The sequence below is a fragment of the Roseivirga sp. BDSF3-8 genome (assembly GCF_041449215.1).
Taxonomy (GTDB): domain Bacteria; phylum Bacteroidota; class Bacteroidia; order Cytophagales; family Cyclobacteriaceae; genus JBGNFV01.
This window is the reverse complement of sequence record NZ_JBGNFV010000001.1, coordinates 998,053-1,017,129: the sequence shown is the minus strand read 5'-3', so window position 1 is coordinate 1,017,129 and position 19,077 is coordinate 998,053. Positions and strand designations below refer to the sequence as shown.

The 19,077-nt window shown below is 45.5% G+C and carries 16 protein-coding genes; 4 read left to right on the top strand and 12 right to left on the bottom strand.

Going from position 1 to position 19,077, the window contains the following annotated elements; genetic code table 11:
• Nucleotides 1-45: 45 nt before the first annotated feature.
• The gene (locus tag AB9P05_RS04065; protein ID WP_371907530.1) at nucleotides 46-1,026 is read right to left on the bottom strand and encodes an NAD(P)H-quinone oxidoreductase; all 981 of its coding nucleotides are present in this window, start codon (nucleotides 1,024-1,026) and stop codon (nucleotides 46-48) included.
• Between the two features lie 57 nt (nucleotides 1,027-1,083).
• On the opposite strand from AB9P05_RS04065, the gene AB9P05_RS04060 reads away from it, so the two are divergent.
• On the top strand, nucleotides 1,084-1,251 hold the full coding sequence (locus tag AB9P05_RS04060; protein WP_371907529.1) for a hypothetical protein: 168 nt from the start codon (nucleotides 1,084-1,086) through the stop codon (nucleotides 1,249-1,251).
• A 68-nt stretch (nucleotides 1,252-1,319) separates the two neighbouring features.
• Here AB9P05_RS04060 and AB9P05_RS04055 read toward each other — a convergent pair whose 3' ends face one another.
• Complete coding sequence (locus tag AB9P05_RS04055) at nucleotides 1,320-1,931, bottom strand: DinB family protein (RefSeq protein ID WP_371907528.1); 612 nt, start codon at nucleotides 1,929-1,931, stop codon at nucleotides 1,320-1,322.
• A gap of 98 nt (nucleotides 1,932-2,029) precedes the next feature.
• A complete protein-coding gene (locus AB9P05_RS04050) occupies nucleotides 2,030-2,722 on the bottom strand; it encodes an SDR family NAD(P)-dependent oxidoreductase (protein WP_371907527.1) in 693 nt (230 codons plus the stop codon).
• A 133-nt stretch (nucleotides 2,723-2,855) separates the two neighbouring features.
• On the opposite strand from AB9P05_RS04050, the gene AB9P05_RS04045 reads away from it, so the two are divergent.
• From AB9P05_RS04045 to AB9P05_RS04035, 3 genes are all read left to right on the top strand, one after another.
• Nucleotides 2,856-3,140, top strand: coding sequence for a hypothetical protein (locus AB9P05_RS04045; RefSeq protein ID WP_371907526.1), 285 nt, complete (start codon nucleotides 2,856-2,858; stop codon nucleotides 3,138-3,140).
• Between the two features lie 89 nt (nucleotides 3,141-3,229).
• On the top strand, nucleotides 3,230-4,282 hold the full coding sequence (locus tag AB9P05_RS04040; RefSeq protein WP_371907525.1) for a M42 family metallopeptidase: 1,053 nt from the start codon (nucleotides 3,230-3,232) through the stop codon (nucleotides 4,280-4,282).
• 77 nt (nucleotides 4,283-4,359) lie between these two features.
• The gene (locus AB9P05_RS04035; RefSeq protein ID WP_371907524.1) at nucleotides 4,360-5,043 is read left to right on the top strand and encodes a carboxypeptidase-like regulatory domain-containing protein; all 684 of its coding nucleotides are present in this window, start codon (nucleotides 4,360-4,362) and stop codon (nucleotides 5,041-5,043) included.
• Between the two features lie 16 nt (nucleotides 5,044-5,059).
• On the opposite strand, the gene AB9P05_RS04030 is transcribed toward AB9P05_RS04035, so the two are convergent.
• From AB9P05_RS04030 to AB9P05_RS03990, 9 genes are all read right to left on the bottom strand, one after another.
• Entirely contained in the window at nucleotides 5,060-6,997 is a 1,938-nt protein-coding gene (locus AB9P05_RS04030) for a CocE/NonD family hydrolase (RefSeq protein WP_371907523.1), read from the bottom strand.
• Nucleotides 6,998-8,969: 1,972 nt separating this feature from the next.
• Nucleotides 8,970-9,965, bottom strand: a complete 996-nt coding sequence (locus AB9P05_RS04025; protein WP_371907522.1) for a PQQ-binding-like beta-propeller repeat protein — start codon at nucleotides 9,963-9,965, stop codon at nucleotides 8,970-8,972.
• Between the two features lie 163 nt (nucleotides 9,966-10,128).
• The gene (locus AB9P05_RS04020; RefSeq protein ID WP_371907521.1) at nucleotides 10,129-10,671 is read right to left on the bottom strand and encodes a hypothetical protein; all 543 of its coding nucleotides are present in this window, start codon (nucleotides 10,669-10,671) and stop codon (nucleotides 10,129-10,131) included.
• Nucleotides 10,672-11,422: 751 nt separating this feature from the next.
• On the bottom strand, nucleotides 11,423-12,238 hold the full coding sequence (locus AB9P05_RS04015; protein ID WP_371906925.1) for an IS3 family transposase: 816 nt from the start codon (nucleotides 12,236-12,238) through the stop codon (nucleotides 11,423-11,425).
• Nucleotides 12,239-12,246: 8 nt separating this feature from the next.
• Nucleotides 12,247-12,549, bottom strand: a complete 303-nt coding sequence (locus AB9P05_RS04010; RefSeq protein ID WP_371906924.1) for a transposase — start codon at nucleotides 12,547-12,549, stop codon at nucleotides 12,247-12,249.
• A gap of 364 nt (nucleotides 12,550-12,913) precedes the next feature.
• Nucleotides 12,914-13,321 (bottom strand): hypothetical protein, encoded by a 408-nt coding sequence (locus tag AB9P05_RS04005; RefSeq protein WP_371907520.1) that lies wholly within the window; start codon nucleotides 13,319-13,321, stop codon nucleotides 12,914-12,916.
• A gap of 112 nt (nucleotides 13,322-13,433) precedes the next feature.
• Nucleotides 13,434-13,661, bottom strand: a complete 228-nt coding sequence (locus AB9P05_RS04000) for a hypothetical protein (RefSeq protein ID WP_371907519.1) — start codon at nucleotides 13,659-13,661, stop codon at nucleotides 13,434-13,436.
• A 147-nt stretch (nucleotides 13,662-13,808) separates the two neighbouring features.
• Nucleotides 13,809-14,168, bottom strand: coding sequence for an Imm7 family immunity protein (locus tag AB9P05_RS03995; RefSeq protein ID WP_371907518.1), 360 nt, complete (start codon nucleotides 14,166-14,168; stop codon nucleotides 13,809-13,811).
• A 2-nt stretch (nucleotides 14,169-14,170) separates the two neighbouring features.
• Complete coding sequence (locus AB9P05_RS03990; protein ID WP_371907517.1) at nucleotides 14,171-18,919, bottom strand: RHS repeat domain-containing protein; 4,749 nt, start codon at nucleotides 18,917-18,919, stop codon at nucleotides 14,171-14,173.
• Nucleotides 18,920-19,077: the final 158 nt, after the last annotated feature.

The following is a 19,077-nucleotide window of genomic DNA, read 5'->3' as shown; positions in this document are numbered from 1 at the left end:
ATGTGAAAAATATAAGTATCAGGTATGTAGTTGGTTATGGTGATTTTAATCTACGGCCAGGATAATCTTGCCCTGGTTACGATTATCTTCCATATACCGGTGGGCATCTGCCACATCCCTCCAGGAGAATGTACTGTCCACTACGGGTTTTATTTCCCCCTGTTCCAGCAACGGCAATAAATAGGCTGTCATTTCCATATTGAGCCGGATTTGGTAGTCCTGGTCGCGTGAGCGCAGGGTAGAGCCCGCTATGGTCAGCCGTTTGGCCAGCATACGCCTCAGATTCACCTCATTGGCTTTTACTCCCCCGAGGAAAGCGAGCATCACCAGCCGCCCATCCCGCGCCAGGCTGTCGAGATTATGGCTAAAGTAAGGCGCCCCAATAAAGTCTATGATGATATCAGCCCCCTTGCCCTCAGTATGCTCTTTGACAAAGTCAGTGAAAGGACCCTTATGGTAATCATAGCAGGCGGTGGCTCCCAGGCTGCGGCACAGCTCATGTTTGCGAGCGCTGGCGGTAACCAGTATGTTCATGTCCATGCTTCTCGCCAGTTGAGTGGCAGCCGTACCCACCCCGCTGGCACCGGCGTGCACCAGCACTGTTTCTCCTTGCTGCGCGTGGCCTATCCATACCAGCGCCTGATAAGCGGTAAGAAACACCTCCGGTACAGCGGCAGCTTCCTGCAGGCCGAGGTGGGAGGGGAGCGCGATAGCCATATCCTCATGTATGACAGCTTTTTCTGCATAGCCTCCGCCGGGAACGAGGCCGAATACCTTATCCCCTTCAGCATGCCGGGTCACCTCGGGCCCTGTGGCGATTACTTCGCCCGCTATCTCCAGGCCGAGTATGGGGCTGGCGCCCTCAGGAGGAGGGTAGTTTCCTTCCCGCTGCACTATGTCTGCCCGGTTCAGGGCAGTATAGGCTACTTTTACCAGAAGCTCCCCGGGGCCGGGTTGCGGATCGGGAGCCTCTCCCATAGTAAGTTGCGAGGCATCACCGGGCTCTTTTACCAATATGGCTTTCATGGTGCAATTTTTTTAAACATGGTTATTTTAGAGGAAGATCAATTATTTCAAAAAACTATGAAAAAGAAAACCTTCAAGCTGAACGCTCTTAGCGTAACCAGCTTTATTACTGACGCACAAAAGGCCGAACTGTTTGGTGGCGAGCTTCAAAGAGTTGACAGAGACAATACTGCCTGGAGAGATTGCAGTTATATTAACTGTGAGGAGACCTTCAAAATAAAGTAAAAGCCCTGTACCGGATGGCACAGGGCTTAATTTTTTGTATCTGCCCAAAGCGGCTGCCGCTATTACTGCTAGCTTACTTCCTGCCTCGCGCCGGTATGTAGCTGCATGGCCGGACAGGTAACTGCCAGCACCTCATTCATTTGTACAAGGTGGCGCTCGTTATGGGCCGCTATTACCTGTATGGCATCACCCAGCCTGAAGCGGATGATGCGGCCAATGGCCGAAGCTACTTTCACCCGGTTCAGGTCATAGTTACCACACTCCTGTATCACCTCACGGAAGTTGCGAAGGGTGGTAAGCAGGTCATCCACGTGTTCAGAAGGGCGGTAGCTTTCCTCACGGGGAGGCACCATATTCCCGAAGGTGGGTACCTTCCACTTTACCTTGCCGTTTTTAGGAGCCAGCATTTTCACCATCATCCGGCCGTTAAATCCCATACGGTAAGGCTTGGCCTGATCGCCCTGGTCATTGGCCCGCATACCTTCCTTGATATTGGCCAGGTAGATGGACATCACCAGAGTCGTATGTGCTGCCACCTCACCTATGCTCCATTTGGCAGGAGCAGGCCGTGTCATAAGCACTTCTTCGGGCTGGTGAAGAAATTCGCTCTTCACCTGTGCCTCCATATGCTCCATGCGCTCAATCAAATTCCGGATCAGTTCCTTTCGAGTCTGCTCCATAATCAGGTGGTTATCGTGTTTGCTTAGCGAAGATACACAAGCCCTTGCAAAGTCTCTGACACTTGGGCGAAAATTATCTGTCTTTCGCAGAGATAATATCAGGCATTGCCATATACCTTATAGACAGGTTCGCGAAGGACATCCCCCTGCTCACCACAGGCAAAAGATATCACCTGTGCGATGTCTTCGGGCTTTACCCATTGGCTGAAATCCGCGTCCGGCATCCCTTCACGGTTAGGGGGCGTGTCTATAATGCTGGGTACTACCACGCTTGCCACAATGCCGTGTTCTTTGCCTGCCTCATTAAGGTACTCCGCCAGGTGTATCACCAGGTTTTTACTTAGTGCATAGGGTAGCACATCCTTACCGGCAGAGGCGTCCAGTGCAGGCCGCGCACCAATAAATACCAGTCGCCCGCCCTTACCGCCTTCCTTCATTTTTTCAAAAACCGGCCTTGCCGTATGGTAGGCGGTAAGGAAGTTAAGCTTATACATATCCATCAGCGATTTTTCGTCCGTATCAGCGATATTGCCCATGGCAAATCCTCCTACCAGCATAACGGCAGCGTCCGGCGCCGTGCTGGCAGTGGCCTTCTCCACAGCCTTTCGGGCACCATCTTCGCTCATAAGGTCAGCTTCCAACTCATTCAGGTGGCTGGTGTCTTCCTGATGCTCAGCGGCTGAATTGCCTGGTTCGGCTAAGGCCGTTACCTGCCACCCTTCTTTCAGGAAACGGGCGACTACAGCCCTGCCCAGGTTACCGGCTGCGCCGGTTATCAGTACGTTTTTCATTTTCTTAGTGTCGGTTTTATAGTATGCGGGTAAAAGTAGCCAACACCGGCGGGTAATACAAAAACCTTAATGCGAGTGCGTTTTCACTCCATTTTTACAAGAAAAGGGAAGCCCTGCCCCTTACCTTTGCCTTATGAAAAACTTGATACTTATCTGTCTGGCAGGTCTTATGTTTGCTGCCTGTGAGCCGCGTAAGCCGGAAGCTCCCATAGAGCCACATCTGGAGCTGGGCCAGCGTATTACATTTCCGGGTGCGGAAAAAAACATACCGTATATCGTACTTGGTTATAAGTCTGAACTGGATGGCCGCGTAGAGAAGGTATGGAAAAATCAGGACTACATCGTCTTTCTGTACGAAAACAAAAATGGCGACCTAAATCAGGCGGTTATTCACCAAAATGCTATATTAAAAGACTGATACCCCGTATATTTGGCCTAAGTGTATTAAATTAATTACCTTTTCCTTAGGCTTTTGCTGTAACGAGCCTTTTTAACCTTAGTTGTCAAATGAGTATCAACCTGAACCTACTTAAAAAAATATGTGAAACTCCCGGTGCGCCCGGCTTCGAACAGCGTATCCGGAAGGTGGTCATCGACGAGGTGACCCCCCTGGTTGATAGTGTGGAAGTTGATAACATGGGCAACGTCTATGCCCTGAAAAAAGGTAAGCCTAACCCTGATGGCAAGAAGGTATTGGTGGCTGCTCACATGGATGAGATCAGCTTTATCGTTACGCACATAGACGAAAACGGCTTCGTGCGTTTTCACACCTTAGGAGGCTTTGACCCTAAGACCCTCACAGCACAGCGCGTCATCGTACATGGTAAAAAGGACCTCCTGGGCGTGATGGGTTCTAAGCCGGTGCATGTAATGACACAGGAAGAACGTGCGAAAAACCCCCGTACCACTGATTACTTTATCGACCTCGGACTGCCCCGCGAAGAGGTGGAGCGCCTCGTGACAATCGGTGATCCCATCACCCGCGAGCGTGAGTTGATCGAGATGGGTAACCTGGTGAATGGCAAGTCCCTGGATAACCGCATTTCCGTGTTTATCCTCATAGAGACTCTCCGTAAGCTTAAGAACTGCCCTTATGATGTGTATGGTGTGTTTACTGTACAGGAAGAGGTAGGTGTGCGTGGCGCCCGCGTAGCGGCTCATCGTATCAATCCTGACTTCGGGATAGGCCTGGACACCACCGTATCATACGATGTGCCGGGCAGTAACCCGCACGAGCATGTGACCAAGCTTGGCGATGGTGCCGCTATCAAGATCATGGATGCCTCCATCATTTGCGACTACCGCATGGTAGACTTCCTCAAGGCCACTGCAGATAAGAATAGCATCAAGTTTCAGCCGGAAGTACTTACTGCCGGTGGCACAGATACCTCCGCCTTGCAGCAGTTTGGTAAGAACAGCGCTATCGCAGGAGCCATCTCTATTCCTACTCGCTACCTGCACCAGGTGATTGAGACCTGCCACAAGCAAGATGTCCAGGACTGCATAGAGCTGCTCACCGCCTCGCTGGAAACAATGGATAAGTACCACTGGTACCACTGATCCGTAGGGGCATAAATCATTTTCCTGCAAAACAAGTATGGCCTGTCAGGGGTTTTCTGAGTAAAAGTCCCTGATATATGAAAGCCTGCCTTTATCTTGTCCTGTTTAGTTTAGTTGCTTTGGTGGTTTCGCCTGCTTATGCACAGTTTACCGATCCGGCAGACAGTGTCACTATATACGGCGCTGTGCTTGATGCAGAGTCCATCACCCCCGTGCCTTATACTTCCGTGTATGTGAAAAACAAGCCAAAGGGGGCTGTGACAGATAGTGCAGGGTACTTTACCATACAGGCCGTAAAGTCCGATACCCTGCTGTTTTCTGCCGTAGGATATAAGCGGGGTACGATGGTACTGCCCGGCGATCTTCCGGAAGACCGCTACTCCATGATTCAACTCATGCTACCCGATACCCTCCTGCTGGACGAGGTGGTTATTACCAGCTACCCTACCTTTGCTGAGTTCAAGGAAGCCTTTGCCAACACAAAAGTCTCTGATGATGAGCCTACCTCGCCTATGGCGCTGCAGCGTGAGCTGGATAACCTTTTGTACGAAACGTATAAAAATGACCGGTACTACTACGATTATATGCGCTATAACCGCCTCTATCGTATGACCGGCATCTTTCCGCCCAATAACTTCATCAACCCCCTTACCTGGGCCAACTTCATTCGTGACTGGCGCGACGGCCGCTATGAAACAGAAGCGCCGCTGCCCGAGCGTATGCCCAGGCGCGGCGTCAACCTGATCGATGACGATCAGTAAATAGCGTATCCTTCTGTTATTCAGGGAGTACTGTCACTTCCATGCGGGTACCCTCAGGCGATGAGTGGTACACCGTATGAGTGGCTTTGATAAAGTCTTCCTCATCCGCTTTCCATATGTTGGGCACGTACTTTTGAGGGTTACGGTCTACTATAGGGAACCACGTGCTCTGTACCTGTATCACTATCCTATGCCCTTTCTTAAAAGTATGCAGCACATCCTGCAGGGGCAGGTCTATCTCAGTCATTTCATTTGGCGTGAAAGGCTCAGGGTTTTCATAGCTGTTGCGGAAGCGGCCGCGGATCACCTCACTGCGTACCATCTGCTGGTAGCCGCCCATCTTCACACCCTCAGGGTTATGCGCGTAATCCTCATGATCGGGAGGGTATTCGTCAATCAACTTTACCACCCAGTCCGCATCCGTGCCGGTCGTAGCCACCTTCAGGTGCGTCATCATGCCACCCGCCAGAGTCACATCCTCTTCCAGAGGCTCCGTGCGGAACATCAGTACATCCGGCCGGCGGCCTGCAAAGCGCTGGTCGTCCGTCATATACTCACGTGTCATACCCGTAGCCGTTTCTTCAGTAAAGGGTACCGGCTTATCCGGGTCACTGATAAATGAAGTAGAGTCCATCCCCGCGGCAGGCGCTTCAAAGGTCAGTCCCTCTTCTGTGAAGTAAAGCGTACGCTTCTGTACATTTTCCGGTGGCCAGCTATCAAACTCTCTCCAGCGGCCACCTCCCGTTTCATATACCATAGCCGTGCTCAGGTCAGGCTCAGGACCACCATGCAGGTGGTGCGTAAAGAAGGGGTACTCAATCTTCTCCTGATAGTACCATGATACACTGTCTGAGAAATAAACCTTGCCCAGCGTGCTGCCGTCGTCGCGGTTCCAGCCGCCGTGGCGCCAGGGTCCCATCACCAGATAGTTTGTCCGTGGGTTTACCTTTTCTATCTCCTCATAGATCTTCAGCGGGCCATACAGATCCTCCGCATCATACCATCCGCCTACTACCAGCGTGGCCGGTTTTACATCTTTCAGGTGAGGCAGCAGATTACGGCGCTGCCAGAACTCGTCATAGTTCGGGTGAGCCACCAGGCTGTCCCAGAAGCCAATCCGGTCGCCAAAGTATTTCGTTTTCGCATTTTTAAGGGGGCCCATGTCCAGGAAGAACCGGTATCCGTCAGGTGTACCGTGATCAAAGCGCGGAGGCCACTCCGTAGTCAGCTCCGGGCGCTCCTGCCCGAAGCGCGCAATGAAGTTAAACGTATGCGGCAGGAAGAATGCCCCGTGGTGGTGGAAGTCATCCCAGAACCAGTCGGCAATAGGCGCCTGGGGCGATACCGCCTTCATAGCCGGGTGGGCATTGATAGCGCCTGCGGCCGTGTAAAAGCCCGGGTAGCTGATGCCCCACTGCCCCACACGGCCATTGTGGTTGTCTATGTTATTCATGAGCCACTCCACCGTATCATACGTGTCCGAGCTCTCGTCTATGTCCGTGCTGTCTTCCTTGTCCGCCACATGGGGAGTCATGTTTACAAAGGTTCCCTCAGACATGAACTTACCCCTTACATCCTGGTACACAAATATGTAGCCGTCATACACATAACGCATATTCGGACCCAGGCCCGTTTTGTATTGGTCTTCGCCATACGGCGCATTAGAGTAAGGCGTACGGAAAAGCATAATCGGGTACTCCTTCGAGTCATCCTTAGGTGAGTACACCTGCGTAAAAAGGGTGGCCCCGTCACGCATCGGCACACGGTACTCCTTTTTTGTGTAGTTGGTGACTATGTAGAGAGAGTCCAGGTTCAGCCCCTCAGAGCTGTTCGTCTCCATAGTAGGAGGCTCCGGCCGGGCCGCCGTGGTCGCCGCAGAGGTACCCGACTGGCAGGCAGTAAGGCACGTGCCGGCTGTGGCTATCATTGCCAGCAGGCATAGTAATTGGCGCATGTATAATTTGGTTTTATTGGTTAAGCGCAAAATATACAAAGGAAAACCTGTTTGCTCCCACCCTCCCTCCCTCAGCGGTCTATTTGGCTGAAGAGAGGTAAGCGAGTGGCCAGGTAAACCCCACTGAGAAGGGTAGGGGCTCGCCGTTGGTATTCTATGGGCTGCCTTTTACAGGCTGATTCCATAAACCGTGCCAAGAGATATTCCCTGAATAGTTTAAAAATGCTGTAGGTATTATAAGGGTTGGTGTTAGAAATGTGCAATTTGGGGTGGTGGCGTGGTTGCTTAAAGGAAGTGCGCAGTGAGGTGGGTTGGGCTGGCCAGTAAGCCTACCTGCTTTTCCGTGTTCCCCAATAGAAACTGTTTCCCCAAGGGATTTACGTTAATTGATTTGATGAGACTTAAGGGGATCAGATTTTGCTTCTATCATGCTACAGCATAAGACTTTTCTCTATCCTTTGCGCTGCTTTTACTTAGGGCTTCGTTTGTAATACCCTTTGAAGAATAGGGGATAGATCAAAAACACTAGTAGTCCCATTAAAGTCATGGATATAATTTCAGACGGCTTAGACACAAGCTCAAAACCCACCCATCTTCTCTGATACACTGAATCCAATATATCAAAAGCGCTTCTTAGTAAGAGGGCTAGTATTACTGACATAAAGGCATACAAAACCCAGTATGTATACCCCTTCTTGCGCAGGTATTTTATGGAGTAATGGTAAATTAAAGTGCATGCAAAATAAGATGACACGATCTGAGGGAAGGCCAGTATGAATATGTACTTAAAATACTGAAACATCTGATCCGGATAATAAATTGCCACTAGGGAAATGGCCATTATGAAGTGACAAATTACTGATATGTAAAAGACTCTTTTAATAATCAATTAGAATTTTGGCAGCAGGTTCGCTCACTTCAATTTAATATGGCCATTTCCAATACTATTGCCCCTGCTTAGTCAGGATAAACATCAAATTGGATTTCGTTTGTATTGTCCTTTAAAGAAGATGGGGTAAATCAAAAACACCAATAACCCCATCACGAGTAACGAAAATAGATTAGAAGGCTTTTCAACTATCTCAAAACCTGCCCATATTCTCTGGTAGAGGGAATCTAGCATGTCGAATGAGCATTTCATAACTAGAGGTAGGGTAATAGCTGATATTAAATACAACACCCAGTAGGGTTTATTAACTGATTGAAAGTATTTAATGATGAAATGGTAAATCAAAGTACCTGCGAAAAAGGACAAAAAAGCTTGTGGAAAGGTGAATACAGTAATATACATGAAATACTCACCCATTTCATGAGGAAAGTAAACGATTGCATATAAAGTAGTCATTATTAAATGACAAATCAGGGATATGAATATGATTTTTTTAATCATCCAGTGTGCTAAGTTAGTAGAAAATCTTTTTTCTAACTCAACGAATAGCTTTATAACTACCAGGGGCAGGTAAAAGGGCCAAGACTAAGGTTTTCTTGCTCCAAATGTCTTTCAAAAGAGTACCTGGTTTAAGTAGGCCGGTACATGGGCAGGGGCAGCAGCGGCACTACTTGTAGCTAAGTGGTCAGTCCGTCAAAGGAAGTAGGGGTCAGCCTCGTTTCATGTTCGCAGCATATGCAGGTATATCACTCAGGTAATTGCTCGTCAGTATTACTAGTGGGGCATGTGCCTTACAATAATCTAAGACTATTCAGTTGGTAGTCTAATAAATGGGGAGTATTACCCTGTTATCCCGCGTCTAAAGATGAAAGTTTGCTAGCATATAAAATCATTATCATGCCGGGAAATAAACATATTACATATGAAGATGAACCAATCGAGCATATAGAAGCCTCTCAGATAAAACTAAGGCTCATAGATATGCTTAATGATGATGAAAAAAATCCATCTTTAATATCGTAGACGGATTGATCGCCAAAAAGAAGCTCCGGGACAACCTACAGAACTTACTGGCTCAGTAAACTATTCTCTATCGTATACATGTAGCGTACCTTCATTATCCAGCACATAAAGCTTATTTCTGTAAACAATGGGTGCGTGTGGCAGGGTTACTTTACCTTCTCCAACTTCTACTGACCAGTCTATTTTACCAGTACTGCAGTTGATACAGCCCATTTTAAAACCCATTGCATCTACAATAAAAATATGGGTGTCAGTGATAGTAAAATTCCTATTTGTACCCATAAATCTAAACCCATGCTTTTCATATTCTGGCTTCATTTCATACTCTACTAAAGTTTCTCCTGTATCAGGGGATATTTCTCGGTAATAACTCGCATCTACATTGATTATCTTGTCCTTGTAAAGCTGCAATAGGTGATTGGTAGAGCTCCTTTCCCACAAATTAGTGCCATTTTTTGCATTAATTCCAAAAAAATTAGATTTCCCAACTACTAGAATCATCTCTTCATACGATATGACTTTTCCAAAAAGGTCCGCTCCAAAATCATTTTGCCAGTTGATGGAACCGGTAAGAGGATTGATTGAATATAGTTCTTGCCCTCTCCCGATTTTCACGCCATAGACGTCATGGCCATTGCTCCCCCAAAGCCTAAAGGGTTCTTCAAAGAGGCTGCTTAATTCATTGGTTTCCAAATCCAGCCTTGCCAATTTCTTATTGGAGGATCCATCAACAGAGATTCCTAGCAAATTATTATTGACAAGTATTTCAGGAGCAAATTTTAACCCTTCAGTGGTGCTGCTTTCTCCTGTTTCCAACCTCACCTTCACCAATCTTTGTAGAGGGAAATAAGCCAATATATATTCATCTGGATAGAAAAAGATATTGAAGGTTTTACACCCTAAATTAATTTCATGCTCCTTTTTAAATTTATCGGCATCATAGCCACTAATCACTGTGTTACCTGATGCATCCAAAAAAACTGTAAGTAGTTGGCTGCCCTTTTGATGGTAGTTTTTAAACTGGTTTCTTACGCTTTCTGAGTACTTATACATCATTTCAGCCTATTTAACTATAAAGACTTTATCAAAATATTTTGGACTGACCAAGTTATCAATGAAATCAGACGGACTTAAAATGTCTTCATTTGGCATCAGATTTTGAAGTTTGCCGCTGGACATCAATTCGTCAAGCAGGAAGGCTTTACCCTGCAGGGCTATTTTAAATTGTGATGAGGTAGGCTTCCATCTGGAAGGGTTGAAGATAAATTTCATCTCGTCCAAGCTGCGAATCACACCCATTGTCCTTGCCCTCATCAATCAGGATGTTCCCCGCTGCGGCAATAACATCCGGGATGAAGATTCCTAGTTCATTTTCATTTCCGGTCGCACAATCTACCCCATTGCCGCAGTCCTCATTCCACCAGCGTTCATGAACCTGGATTTGCTCCAGTATTTCTCTCATAAGTCGTAAAGGCACCATTGCCTTCTCGTAGAATGTGAGAGCTGGTGTCGCCAGATCAGGAACATCATGTTTAGTAGGTACTTCCTCTATTAAACCATATTTATAGTTAGGGTTAGTATCCCAGTCAGCAGGCCTCTCTAGCTGATTGGCTGATAACGCCAACTCATTTGCTTTTTGCTCCAGTTGTTTAGCAGGAACTTTAGAGTTTGGTCCATAAACGTAGGGCTGATAAAACTGCCCGTCAAAGGCGATGTAATGATCGACAATTTCATCGCCCTCTTTTACCATGTAAAATTCCACATCGGTTTCGGTAGTTCTTTGCCCGGTTTCGTACTGATTTTTCCGATATTCCAGAAAGTTCTGATCGCAAATTATCGCTTTTGAGGAAAACCCCTGAGAAGCATAATCTCCAACAGCATTGTTAAGTGCTTTTAATTTTTCTTGAGTCTATATGCACTAGAGTTATGTCTGGTAGATGTTAATTGTTGTGATTGTGTCGCCAAAAGAAAATTTTATAAGCTAATCCCGATATAGCTCCGTAGCTCATAAAGAATACAATTTCCATTGGATCAACTAGAGTATATTCCAATATGGAGTATCCATCTTTATCCGTAAATAAGCCAACTAATAGTAAATACAATAAAAAAGAAACAATAAGTGAAATTAGTATTACAGAGTTGCCAGTATTAAAAAAAGATTTTTTAATTAAGTTATTAGATATAATATTAAGTACAACTAAGCTTACTGTATAAATGACATACGAATACCCAAACGACACTACTATTCTGTAGAGAAATAAGGTTGAATATCTTTCAGGATTAACAATATAATATAGTATAGGTACTACTACACCACTAATCAAAGAACAGTAAAAAGAAACCTTTATTAATAATTTAAAACTCATCATCTAATTCAATTTGATTATATGATTTTTCTAAAATTATTGAATTTCCTTCATTTATATTAATGAATTCTACCAAATTTGTTCTTAAGCCTACAAAAGGTAACACTCCCCATTTATTAGACCACCAGTTGGTTAGTCTTAGTTGAATTAGGCAGCCTGTTTGAACAACTCGACAGGTTTTATTCTGCCGATACCCTGATGCCTTCTTTTGTTGTTATACTTTTCGATAAACTTATTTATCCCCTTGTATAGGGTTAGTCCATCGTCTGCCGGATGTAAGTATACATGTTTGTATTTTAATGTCCTGAAAAACCGTTCAATAAAGGTATTGTCTGTGGCTCTGCCCTTTCCATCCATACTTACTCTTATACGCCACTCTTTCAAGGTTTCTACCCAGTGTGAACAGGTGTATTGGCTACCTTGGTCTGAGTTAATGATTTCTGGCTTACCATATTTTTCTATACAGGCTGTCAAAAGGGTTGTTTGGGTTTCTTTGTCCAGGCTGTTGGATAATTGCCAGCCTACTATATAGCGGCTATATACATCGATTATCCCCGTCAGGTACATAAACCCCTTTGCCATGGGAATATAAGTTATGTCAATAGCCCAAACCTGGTTCCTTCTGTTCACAGTCAGGTTTTTCAGCAAATAGGGATAGACATACTTTGCCTGCCCCAGCTTACTTAAATTACGTTTCGGATAGATCGGTTCTACGCCCATTTTGCGCAACAGCCGACGGATACGCTTGACATTATAAAATAAACCCTGCTCACGTAGCTCATCCTGCATACCGATAACACCCAGGGTAGGATCTTCGGTAAACAATCGATCCATGATTTCCATCAAGTCCAGATTCTCTATAGACTCGCCCACAGGCTTATAATAAAAGCTGCTACGGGGGATATTTAAAACCTCACTCTGATGGCGTATGCTGAGCTGGTGACTAGGGTCAACCAGAGCCAATCGCTGTTTTAAAGGCCGGTTTTCTTCAAGGGGGCGGCCCCCCGCCTTTTTTTTAGAAAGTCATTCTCAACCTGTAATTGCCCGATCTGCTGATAAAGCTGATCCACATTAATCTGAGGCTCCTCCTTTGAGCTTTTCTCTCCAAAAGCCTTATCAGCATTTTCCTGAAACTCACGTTTCCACAACGAGATCTGATTGGGGTGAACTTCGAAACGCTGAGCTAACTCAGATAAGGTCTGTTGCTCTTTAAGGGCTTCTATAGCCACTTTTGCCTTAAAGGCCGGTGAAAATTTTCTCCTACTTCTTTTCATTACTATCAGTTAAAGGTAACTAAAAATTATCATCTTAACTGATGGTCCCAATTTTGGGGAGTATTACATTCTTTTATTTGTTCTTAATGACAAGGATCTAGTTAGATGAGCTGTTAAATATTCAGGGCCGGTAGCGGCCAAGTCCGTTAAAGGTGTTGGGGTTTATACCGGTATCGGTCCGTAGAGTGTACCGGTGACCAGCAGCAACATGATGTTTAGAGCACACTTCTGGGTGATTGAGAACTAAAATATGTTACAGAATGTCAATTAATAAGCAGTTTTAAAAAGGGGAAGCTTATAAACCAGTTGGTGAAATAAGTATGTGAATTGAGAATGCGAGGTTTCGGGCGTTCAGGTTATACCATCAGTATATATCAGTACAAGTTATAGATTGGACATCCTTTAAAATAATATCTACCTTCTGAAGGTAATAGCTGAAGTCGGTAGAGTTATCTCCTATTTTTCTTCTGTTTATGCTAAGCGATAATGATAGTTCTCTATCACTGTTTATGTGAAGAGATATTCCTACTTTATTATCATCTACGATTACGAGAGCAATTTTATTACCACCTTTAAAAAGTCTATTCAAGTAATCTTTAATTTCCTTAATATCCTCTAAATGACCTGACCTCCAGTCAAAATCATTGTTGTTTAAGTATGTAATATTCCCATAGTCACTATAATTCATGCCACTCTTCTCAAGAGAGGTCAATAATTCAATAAAGTTTATCTTTTCATTATAGACGATATCAATATTTGATTGAACTGACATTAATTTAAAATTTCATAACTTTGGCGTTTATCCTATCAGTTCACAAGAAGGTGTTGGGATATTGAAAAAATATCAATACGTTATCCTCATTTATTGGTACGAACATCACTGACTATCTCTTTAATAAGAAATCCAATTGGGAATTCATAGTAGAGGCAATAATTAGCTCCATAAACTCATACTTAATTCTTTTATCTAAAAAATCCCTATCGCTTATGTATTCAATAAATTCTTCTGTCCTATTACCGCCCGCATGGATTATGCCCCAATCAGGGGTGAGTTCAAGCCCTAATTCATGGTTAACCTGTTCAAAGGTAATAGCCTTATCTATCTTCTTCATAAAACCACTTTAAGGTAAATAAGCCCCCCAGCTTATTCAGTGCTTGCACAGCCTAGTTAATCGAAAAAGCAGCATAAATATATGATCCTTTCAGTGTAAAGCATCAAGAGTACGTATTATTTTCTATATACGGAAATTTAAACACTCTCAATAATTTTCAGTTTTTTCACTTATAGGGGATAAAAAAGTATCGATAGACTTTTCAATTATACCTTTTCTAATTATCCATACTTGCCATATGTTACTATGTATGGGATCCTCATCATTATGAAGGTATATAATCCCATGTAAATCTGGGTTTTCTTTTGATAACTTATTCAATTTTTGGATTAGCTCTGTTATTCCCTTGCCTAAATGATTTCTACAAGTAAAGAAGCTACATGAGGTTATTCCGTTCATCCCCATAATTCGAGATTCAATGGCGTAATCATTTTTCAATTCCACTCTAATGGCCTCTACTTTTTTTATATTATCAATCGCATTAATCCAACCCTGTAAAATAATCATATTTAAAATGTTAAATCGTGTACTAGAACTCCGTTAATTTCAATCTTTGTATTCACGCCATACTCATTCGCATACTGAATCGCTTTATTAATCCAGTCATCATTCTGAACTCCTTCGAGTATTAGATAATTGTCCTTTCCTGATATTTTACAGGCTTTCATATGATATTTCATTTGTGTTCTTTTAGCCTGAGACATTGGATTTGTCGAAGTTAAGGCTTTATGTTCTACATAAAACTGATCGGTTATGGCATCAAATTCTTTTCCAGTAGGGTCTGTATCAAACTTTTTACTTGTATGAGTGTTTGAGCCAAATTTTTCTTTTAGCCTACTGGAAAGTTTTGGGTCTGGATCAGGTAATTCTATCAGTTTGCCAGATAATATTTGATTCCATTCTGCATCCGTAGCATTATCTAAAATTGACTTTTTACCTGTACCAAAAGGAAACCTATCAAGCATTTCTAAATAATCAGGATTATTCCTGATTATATCGTCAATACCCTCATCTAAAGCCTTCTTCCAAGCTCCCGCCTTATCCGGATTCTTTTTAATCCAATCGGCAAATTCGGCATCTTGCATGTCTTCGCCAAGCCTTTTTAATAACTTCGGATTTTTGTCGAATGTTTCCTCAAGACCACCTTCAGCCAATACCTCAAAGGCCTCTGCTAGCTCAGGGTTGTCTTTGAGCTGATTCTGGAGGAATTTATGCGCGTTATTGTTACTTCCACCGGAACCATTGAAACGCTTTTTAAGCCTATCATAGGTTGCTGCTTTTATCCTTTGCTTTATGTTACCCCAAGCTATTTTTGATAGCTTTTTGAACTTATTAATCCACTTAATTAATTTTTGGACAACGCCAATTGCAGCAATTCCTCCTGTTGCTAAACCGATAAGCCCCTCGATACTATAGTCCGTAATGAAATACATACCATGATACATAGGGTTTTCAGCTACATCAGTCGCCTGGGTTTGTATCATGTCCACAACATTTGACATGGTGACTTCTGACAGGGCGTCCCATACCTGGGTGTACATTTCCTTATCAAAGGCTGACATGGCCATGTCCATCATTTCGGTGATGCTGTTGAGCTTATCCAGCGACGCATTAGCACCTCCAGCCAAAGGATCTGGAACACCGAAATATCGGGGGTCGTAATCTTCTGAATTTTCGTCCCATAGCATACGTACTACACTACGGTTATCTAAAATTACTTTTCCTGTTTCAGCCACCATCATTAGTTTTTCAAATGCTGAAAGGTTTTTTTGCGTCTCAGGAATCTCAATCAGATTGCCCTGGCTATCCTTAATTGGTAATTTTTCCGGTACCTCCAGGTTTGTAGATAGGATCTTATCATAAGCGAGCGCGTGATCACCGTACTTACGAATCAGCCCCTGAACCTCCTGTTCAGTACCAGTCGGAACGAATGCTTCTCCTGTTTGAGTGTTATAAGCCTGTGCTGGGATAGTATAAAAGCCTTCGCGAAAAGCCATATGCTGTATTTGATTCCCGTTTTCATCCTCAGATAGCAGAATTTCCACATCTTTGTCCGGGACGTAATCATCACTTAGATAGTATTCTTTTAGCGTTTCGAAATGTTCCTTCTTAACGATTGTTATCCTACTAGAGACACCACGTTGTTCGTATTTTGCGACTGCGGTTTCCAGTCCAGCCCGTTCTTCAGGCGTTATACCTGTAAAATCTAGAATCGTACTCTCCGTATCTATTGCCGTAGATATTTGATCTAATTCTGCCTGTATCTGATTTGCCTTCTCATTTACCGCGAACAGGAACTGGTCTTTAGCAATAGGTCCATTGCTGAATGTTTCATCTATAAAATCCTGCAGCTTTGTTTGAGCCAGATCAATGAGATACTCCTCACCAGCAATCTGAGTTTTCTTCCTTTCCTGAATGCTCATAATAGCATTCTTCAATAGGGTTTTCTCTTCATCAGCATATTCAGGAGTAAACGAGATTGTTTCTAATGAGGCATATATTTCATCCCCATCAGTATCTACCCTTATGCCATTACCTCCATCGAATTTGTCTTCTGCATTTATTTTATTCTTATCCTCCACCTGCTCGTCTGCCTCGCTTTCCCGCGACCCTCTCTCATTAGCTCTGCTGTACTTGTTATTCAGGCTATTATCCTGGTCATATGACATAGCCGATATGGCTACTCGCTGCTGAAGGCTGGCGCTGTTAGTCGCTTCAGAGAAATTCTTATTTTCACTTAATTTATCACCCCAGGGGAACATATTTCTGGGTTTTCGATTCCAGCCTTTACTGTAGGCCGTGGTGGGTTTACCGCCTCCACCTGCTACGCCATTGTTTATTTGGGCCCGGCTATTGGGTTGGAAGGTGTTGTTACCTGGTACCGGAGAAGGGGAGTTATTAGTGAACAGTCCACCGCTCAGTAGTTTCTTTGCCTGCCTGTCATGGGCAAAGGCTCTGGCTAAGGGAATTACTTCTCCACTACTATCTCCATCAGAAGTATTCTTATTGTTTGTAGTATTTTCGGTAGTTGGAGGGGTGTTTGAGCTGCCGCGATAGTATGCCGATCCGCCGACCAAGAATTTTACTTTTCCGGGTTCCTTGGCAGTATCAGGGGTTACAACTTTAATTATTTCTGCCTTAGTGTTACTTCCGTTTTTACCATCATCAGAGCCGCCATTTGTAGATCCGGCTTTACCGGAAGAACCAGATTTTTTTGACCCGAATCTTTGATCGAATGGCACAAACATTCCTTCTACTCCCTTAGGTACCGACTGTTGAGTCCTGTTCACCCCCTGCATTCCCTGAAGGCCCAGTGCATCTATGTTGCGGATGGGGTTATTAAGGGCGTAGTGGTAGGGGCTATGGTCTAGCTGTAGTTCCGCCAGCGGATCCGTCATGTAAAAGCGGCCCGTGGCGGGCTCGTAATCACGGAAGCCCAGGTCGCGGAAGCCTGATCCGGTACCACTGACCGTACCGGTGTAGCGATCGTCGCCGCGCTTAAAGCCATCGAAGGTAAGGCCGAAGGGATAGTAAGCCTCCGACTGGATAATGATATTCGGCGTGTGCGTCACCTTGAAGTCATCGAAGTATACCTCCAGTCCTTCAGGGCTTTCATTAGATACATAGATGAATATATACCCCCTTACCTCAATATCTATCGACAGATTCAGGCGGGTCGGCGTACTGCCCCCCGAGGCAGAAAGCTGGATAAAGCCAAGGTCCTCCTGCTCCATATTTTCATCAAAGAGCACATAGTTCAGGTAGGCCGGTACGTAGGCAGGGTCAGCAGTGGCCCCGCCGGAAGCCCCCGCCGCCAGTCCGTCAAAAGCAGTAGCGTCCAGGCCCGTCTCAGGGCCGTAGGGTATGCCCATAGCCTGCAGGAACATCGCCCCAAAGGTAAGCCCCTCCCGGTCAGGGTTGCTGGCGGCATAGCCCCCGTAGCTCGCATACACCTCCATGTCTATCTTATCGCCGGGGTATACCTCCAGGCTTTTCGATATTCCTACCGCCTCATCATATTCATAACCAAGCAGTCGCTGGCTTACACTGCCCCCTTCCGTATGGTTATGTACCGGGGCGCTTATCAGGTTGCCCTGCTTACGGCTTTCGCCGAATTCGTACTCCTCTTCCGTCTGTTTATCCGCCTCAAAGGTCGCCAGGTAGTCTACAGGGTCATTTTCAGCAATAGTGACCCAGGTATTGCCCAGGTGGTCCTTCAGGTCATAAGTGTATAGCCACCCCGTGGGCTGGTCCGGGTCCGCCTGCAGGAAGCCGTCATCATAAACCAGGTGGCTAATCTCTCCATTATCCAGCATCACAGACCCTACGAAGGTAGTCGTGTTTTGCAACTGCCCGTTCAGGTAGTATTCCGTCCGCTGCTTGGCCCCGTCACCCGTGTAGTGGTGCACCACCTCACGCCCGTCCCGGTAGGTAATCCTTTCCGGCATGTTGAGCTGGTTGTAGGCTATTTTGGTGATGTCCTTATCAAAGGAGTCCGTCATGCGGCCCTCCTCATCGTAGTGGTATTCCTCTATGCCCGTTTCTTTAAACACCCCGTCGTCCTTATACCCCTCACGCGCCTCAGACCAGTCACGAATATTTTTCAGGCGTGTGCCGTCATAAGTATACTCAAGGTCATCAATCAGGCCGGGTTGCAGCCCGTTTGCCTCCGTTTCCGTTAGCCCCTTACGCTTCAGGCGCGTGATGTTGCCATACAGGTCGTACGTTACTTCCGTACTGTATTCGTCTGTGTGGGCCGTCCAGGTATCATCCTCCGCTTTGGCAATGTAGTCAGCCCTCGTCAGGCGGTTCAGGCCGTCGTAGCGGTACCCATACGCCTGCTCTTTCTGGCCCAGTATCTTCCAGCGCATCCCGCTGATGCTGCCATTGTACTGCGGGTTTGTAAAGCCATGGTTAAAGCTGAAAGACATGCTCAGTGCCTTGGCCGGGTCCTCCGTAGCTGCCTCAGGATCATTTACCCTTTCCAGCCAGCCACGGATATGGTAGCGGTAGTCCGTGTCCTGCAGGAAAGTCTCCCCCTCATCACGGCTATGCAATTTCTTGTTCACCAGTTGGCCCAGCGAGTTATAAGCCAGAGCAGACATCAGTACCTCTTCCGACGGTTCCGGCGCCTTGCCCCGCATATCGATACGCTCAAAGTAGTGGTTGCCAAAGCGTAAGCCCACGGCCGTCCGCAAGGCCCCTGCTGCAGGGGTGGTGCTTTCCTTCAGCAGTTCCCCATTGCGGCGGTAGTACACCCTGCCCTCTTTCCGCTCTATCTCAAATACATCACCCGGCTGCCAGGTGCCGATTATGCTACCCGTTGCACCGTTATCAATAAGCCGGATATCCTGGTTGGGTTTGTGGTTTCTATAAAACTACTATGTAATTTACTATTATATAATGCTTTCTAAAA

What these genes read in the sequence shown, in the direction of transcription:
- AB9P05_RS04045 (WP_371907526.1), top strand. Translation starts at nt 2,856, where the DNA reads ATGAAAAACTTGATACTTATCTGTCTGGCAGGTCTTATGTTTGCTGCC.
- AB9P05_RS04040 (WP_371907525.1), top strand. Translation starts at nt 3,230, where the DNA reads ATGAGTATCAACCTGAACCTACTTAAAAAAATATGTGAAACTCCCGGT.
- AB9P05_RS04055 (WP_371907528.1), bottom strand. Translation starts at nt 1,931, where the DNA reads ATGGAGCAGACTCGAAAGGAACTGATCCGGAATTTGATTGAGCGCATG.
- AB9P05_RS04050 (WP_371907527.1), bottom strand. Translation starts at nt 2,722, where the DNA reads ATGAAAAACGTACTGATAACCGGCGCAGCCGGTAACCTGGGCAGGGCT.
- AB9P05_RS03995 (WP_371907518.1), bottom strand. Translation starts at nt 14,168, where the DNA reads ATGATTATTTTACAGGGTTGGATTAATGCGATTGATAATATAAAAAAA.
- AB9P05_RS04005 (WP_371907520.1), bottom strand. Translation starts at nt 13,321, where the DNA reads ATGTCAGTTCAATCAAATATTGATATCGTCTATAATGAAAAGATAAAC.
- AB9P05_RS04000 (WP_371907519.1), bottom strand. Translation starts at nt 13,661, where the DNA reads ATGAAGAAGATAGATAAGGCTATTACCTTTGAACAGGTTAACCATGAA.
- AB9P05_RS04010 (WP_371906924.1), bottom strand. Translation starts at nt 12,549, where the DNA reads ATGAAAAGAAGTAGGAGAAAATTTTCACCGGCCTTTAAGGCAAAAGTG.
- AB9P05_RS04030 (WP_371907523.1), bottom strand. Translation starts at nt 6,997, where the DNA reads ATGCGCCAATTACTATGCCTGCTGGCAATGATAGCCACAGCCGGCACG.
- AB9P05_RS04035 (WP_371907524.1), top strand. Translation starts at nt 4,360, where the DNA reads ATGAAAGCCTGCCTTTATCTTGTCCTGTTTAGTTTAGTTGCTTTGGTG.
- AB9P05_RS04025 (WP_371907522.1), bottom strand. Translation starts at nt 9,965, where the DNA reads ATGATGTATAAGTACTCAGAAAGCGTAAGAAACCAGTTTAAAAACTAC.
- AB9P05_RS04060 (WP_371907529.1), top strand. Translation starts at nt 1,084, where the DNA reads ATGAAAAAGAAAACCTTCAAGCTGAACGCTCTTAGCGTAACCAGCTTT.
- AB9P05_RS04065 (WP_371907530.1), bottom strand. Translation starts at nt 1,026, where the DNA reads ATGAAAGCCATATTGGTAAAAGAGCCCGGTGATGCCTCGCAACTTACT.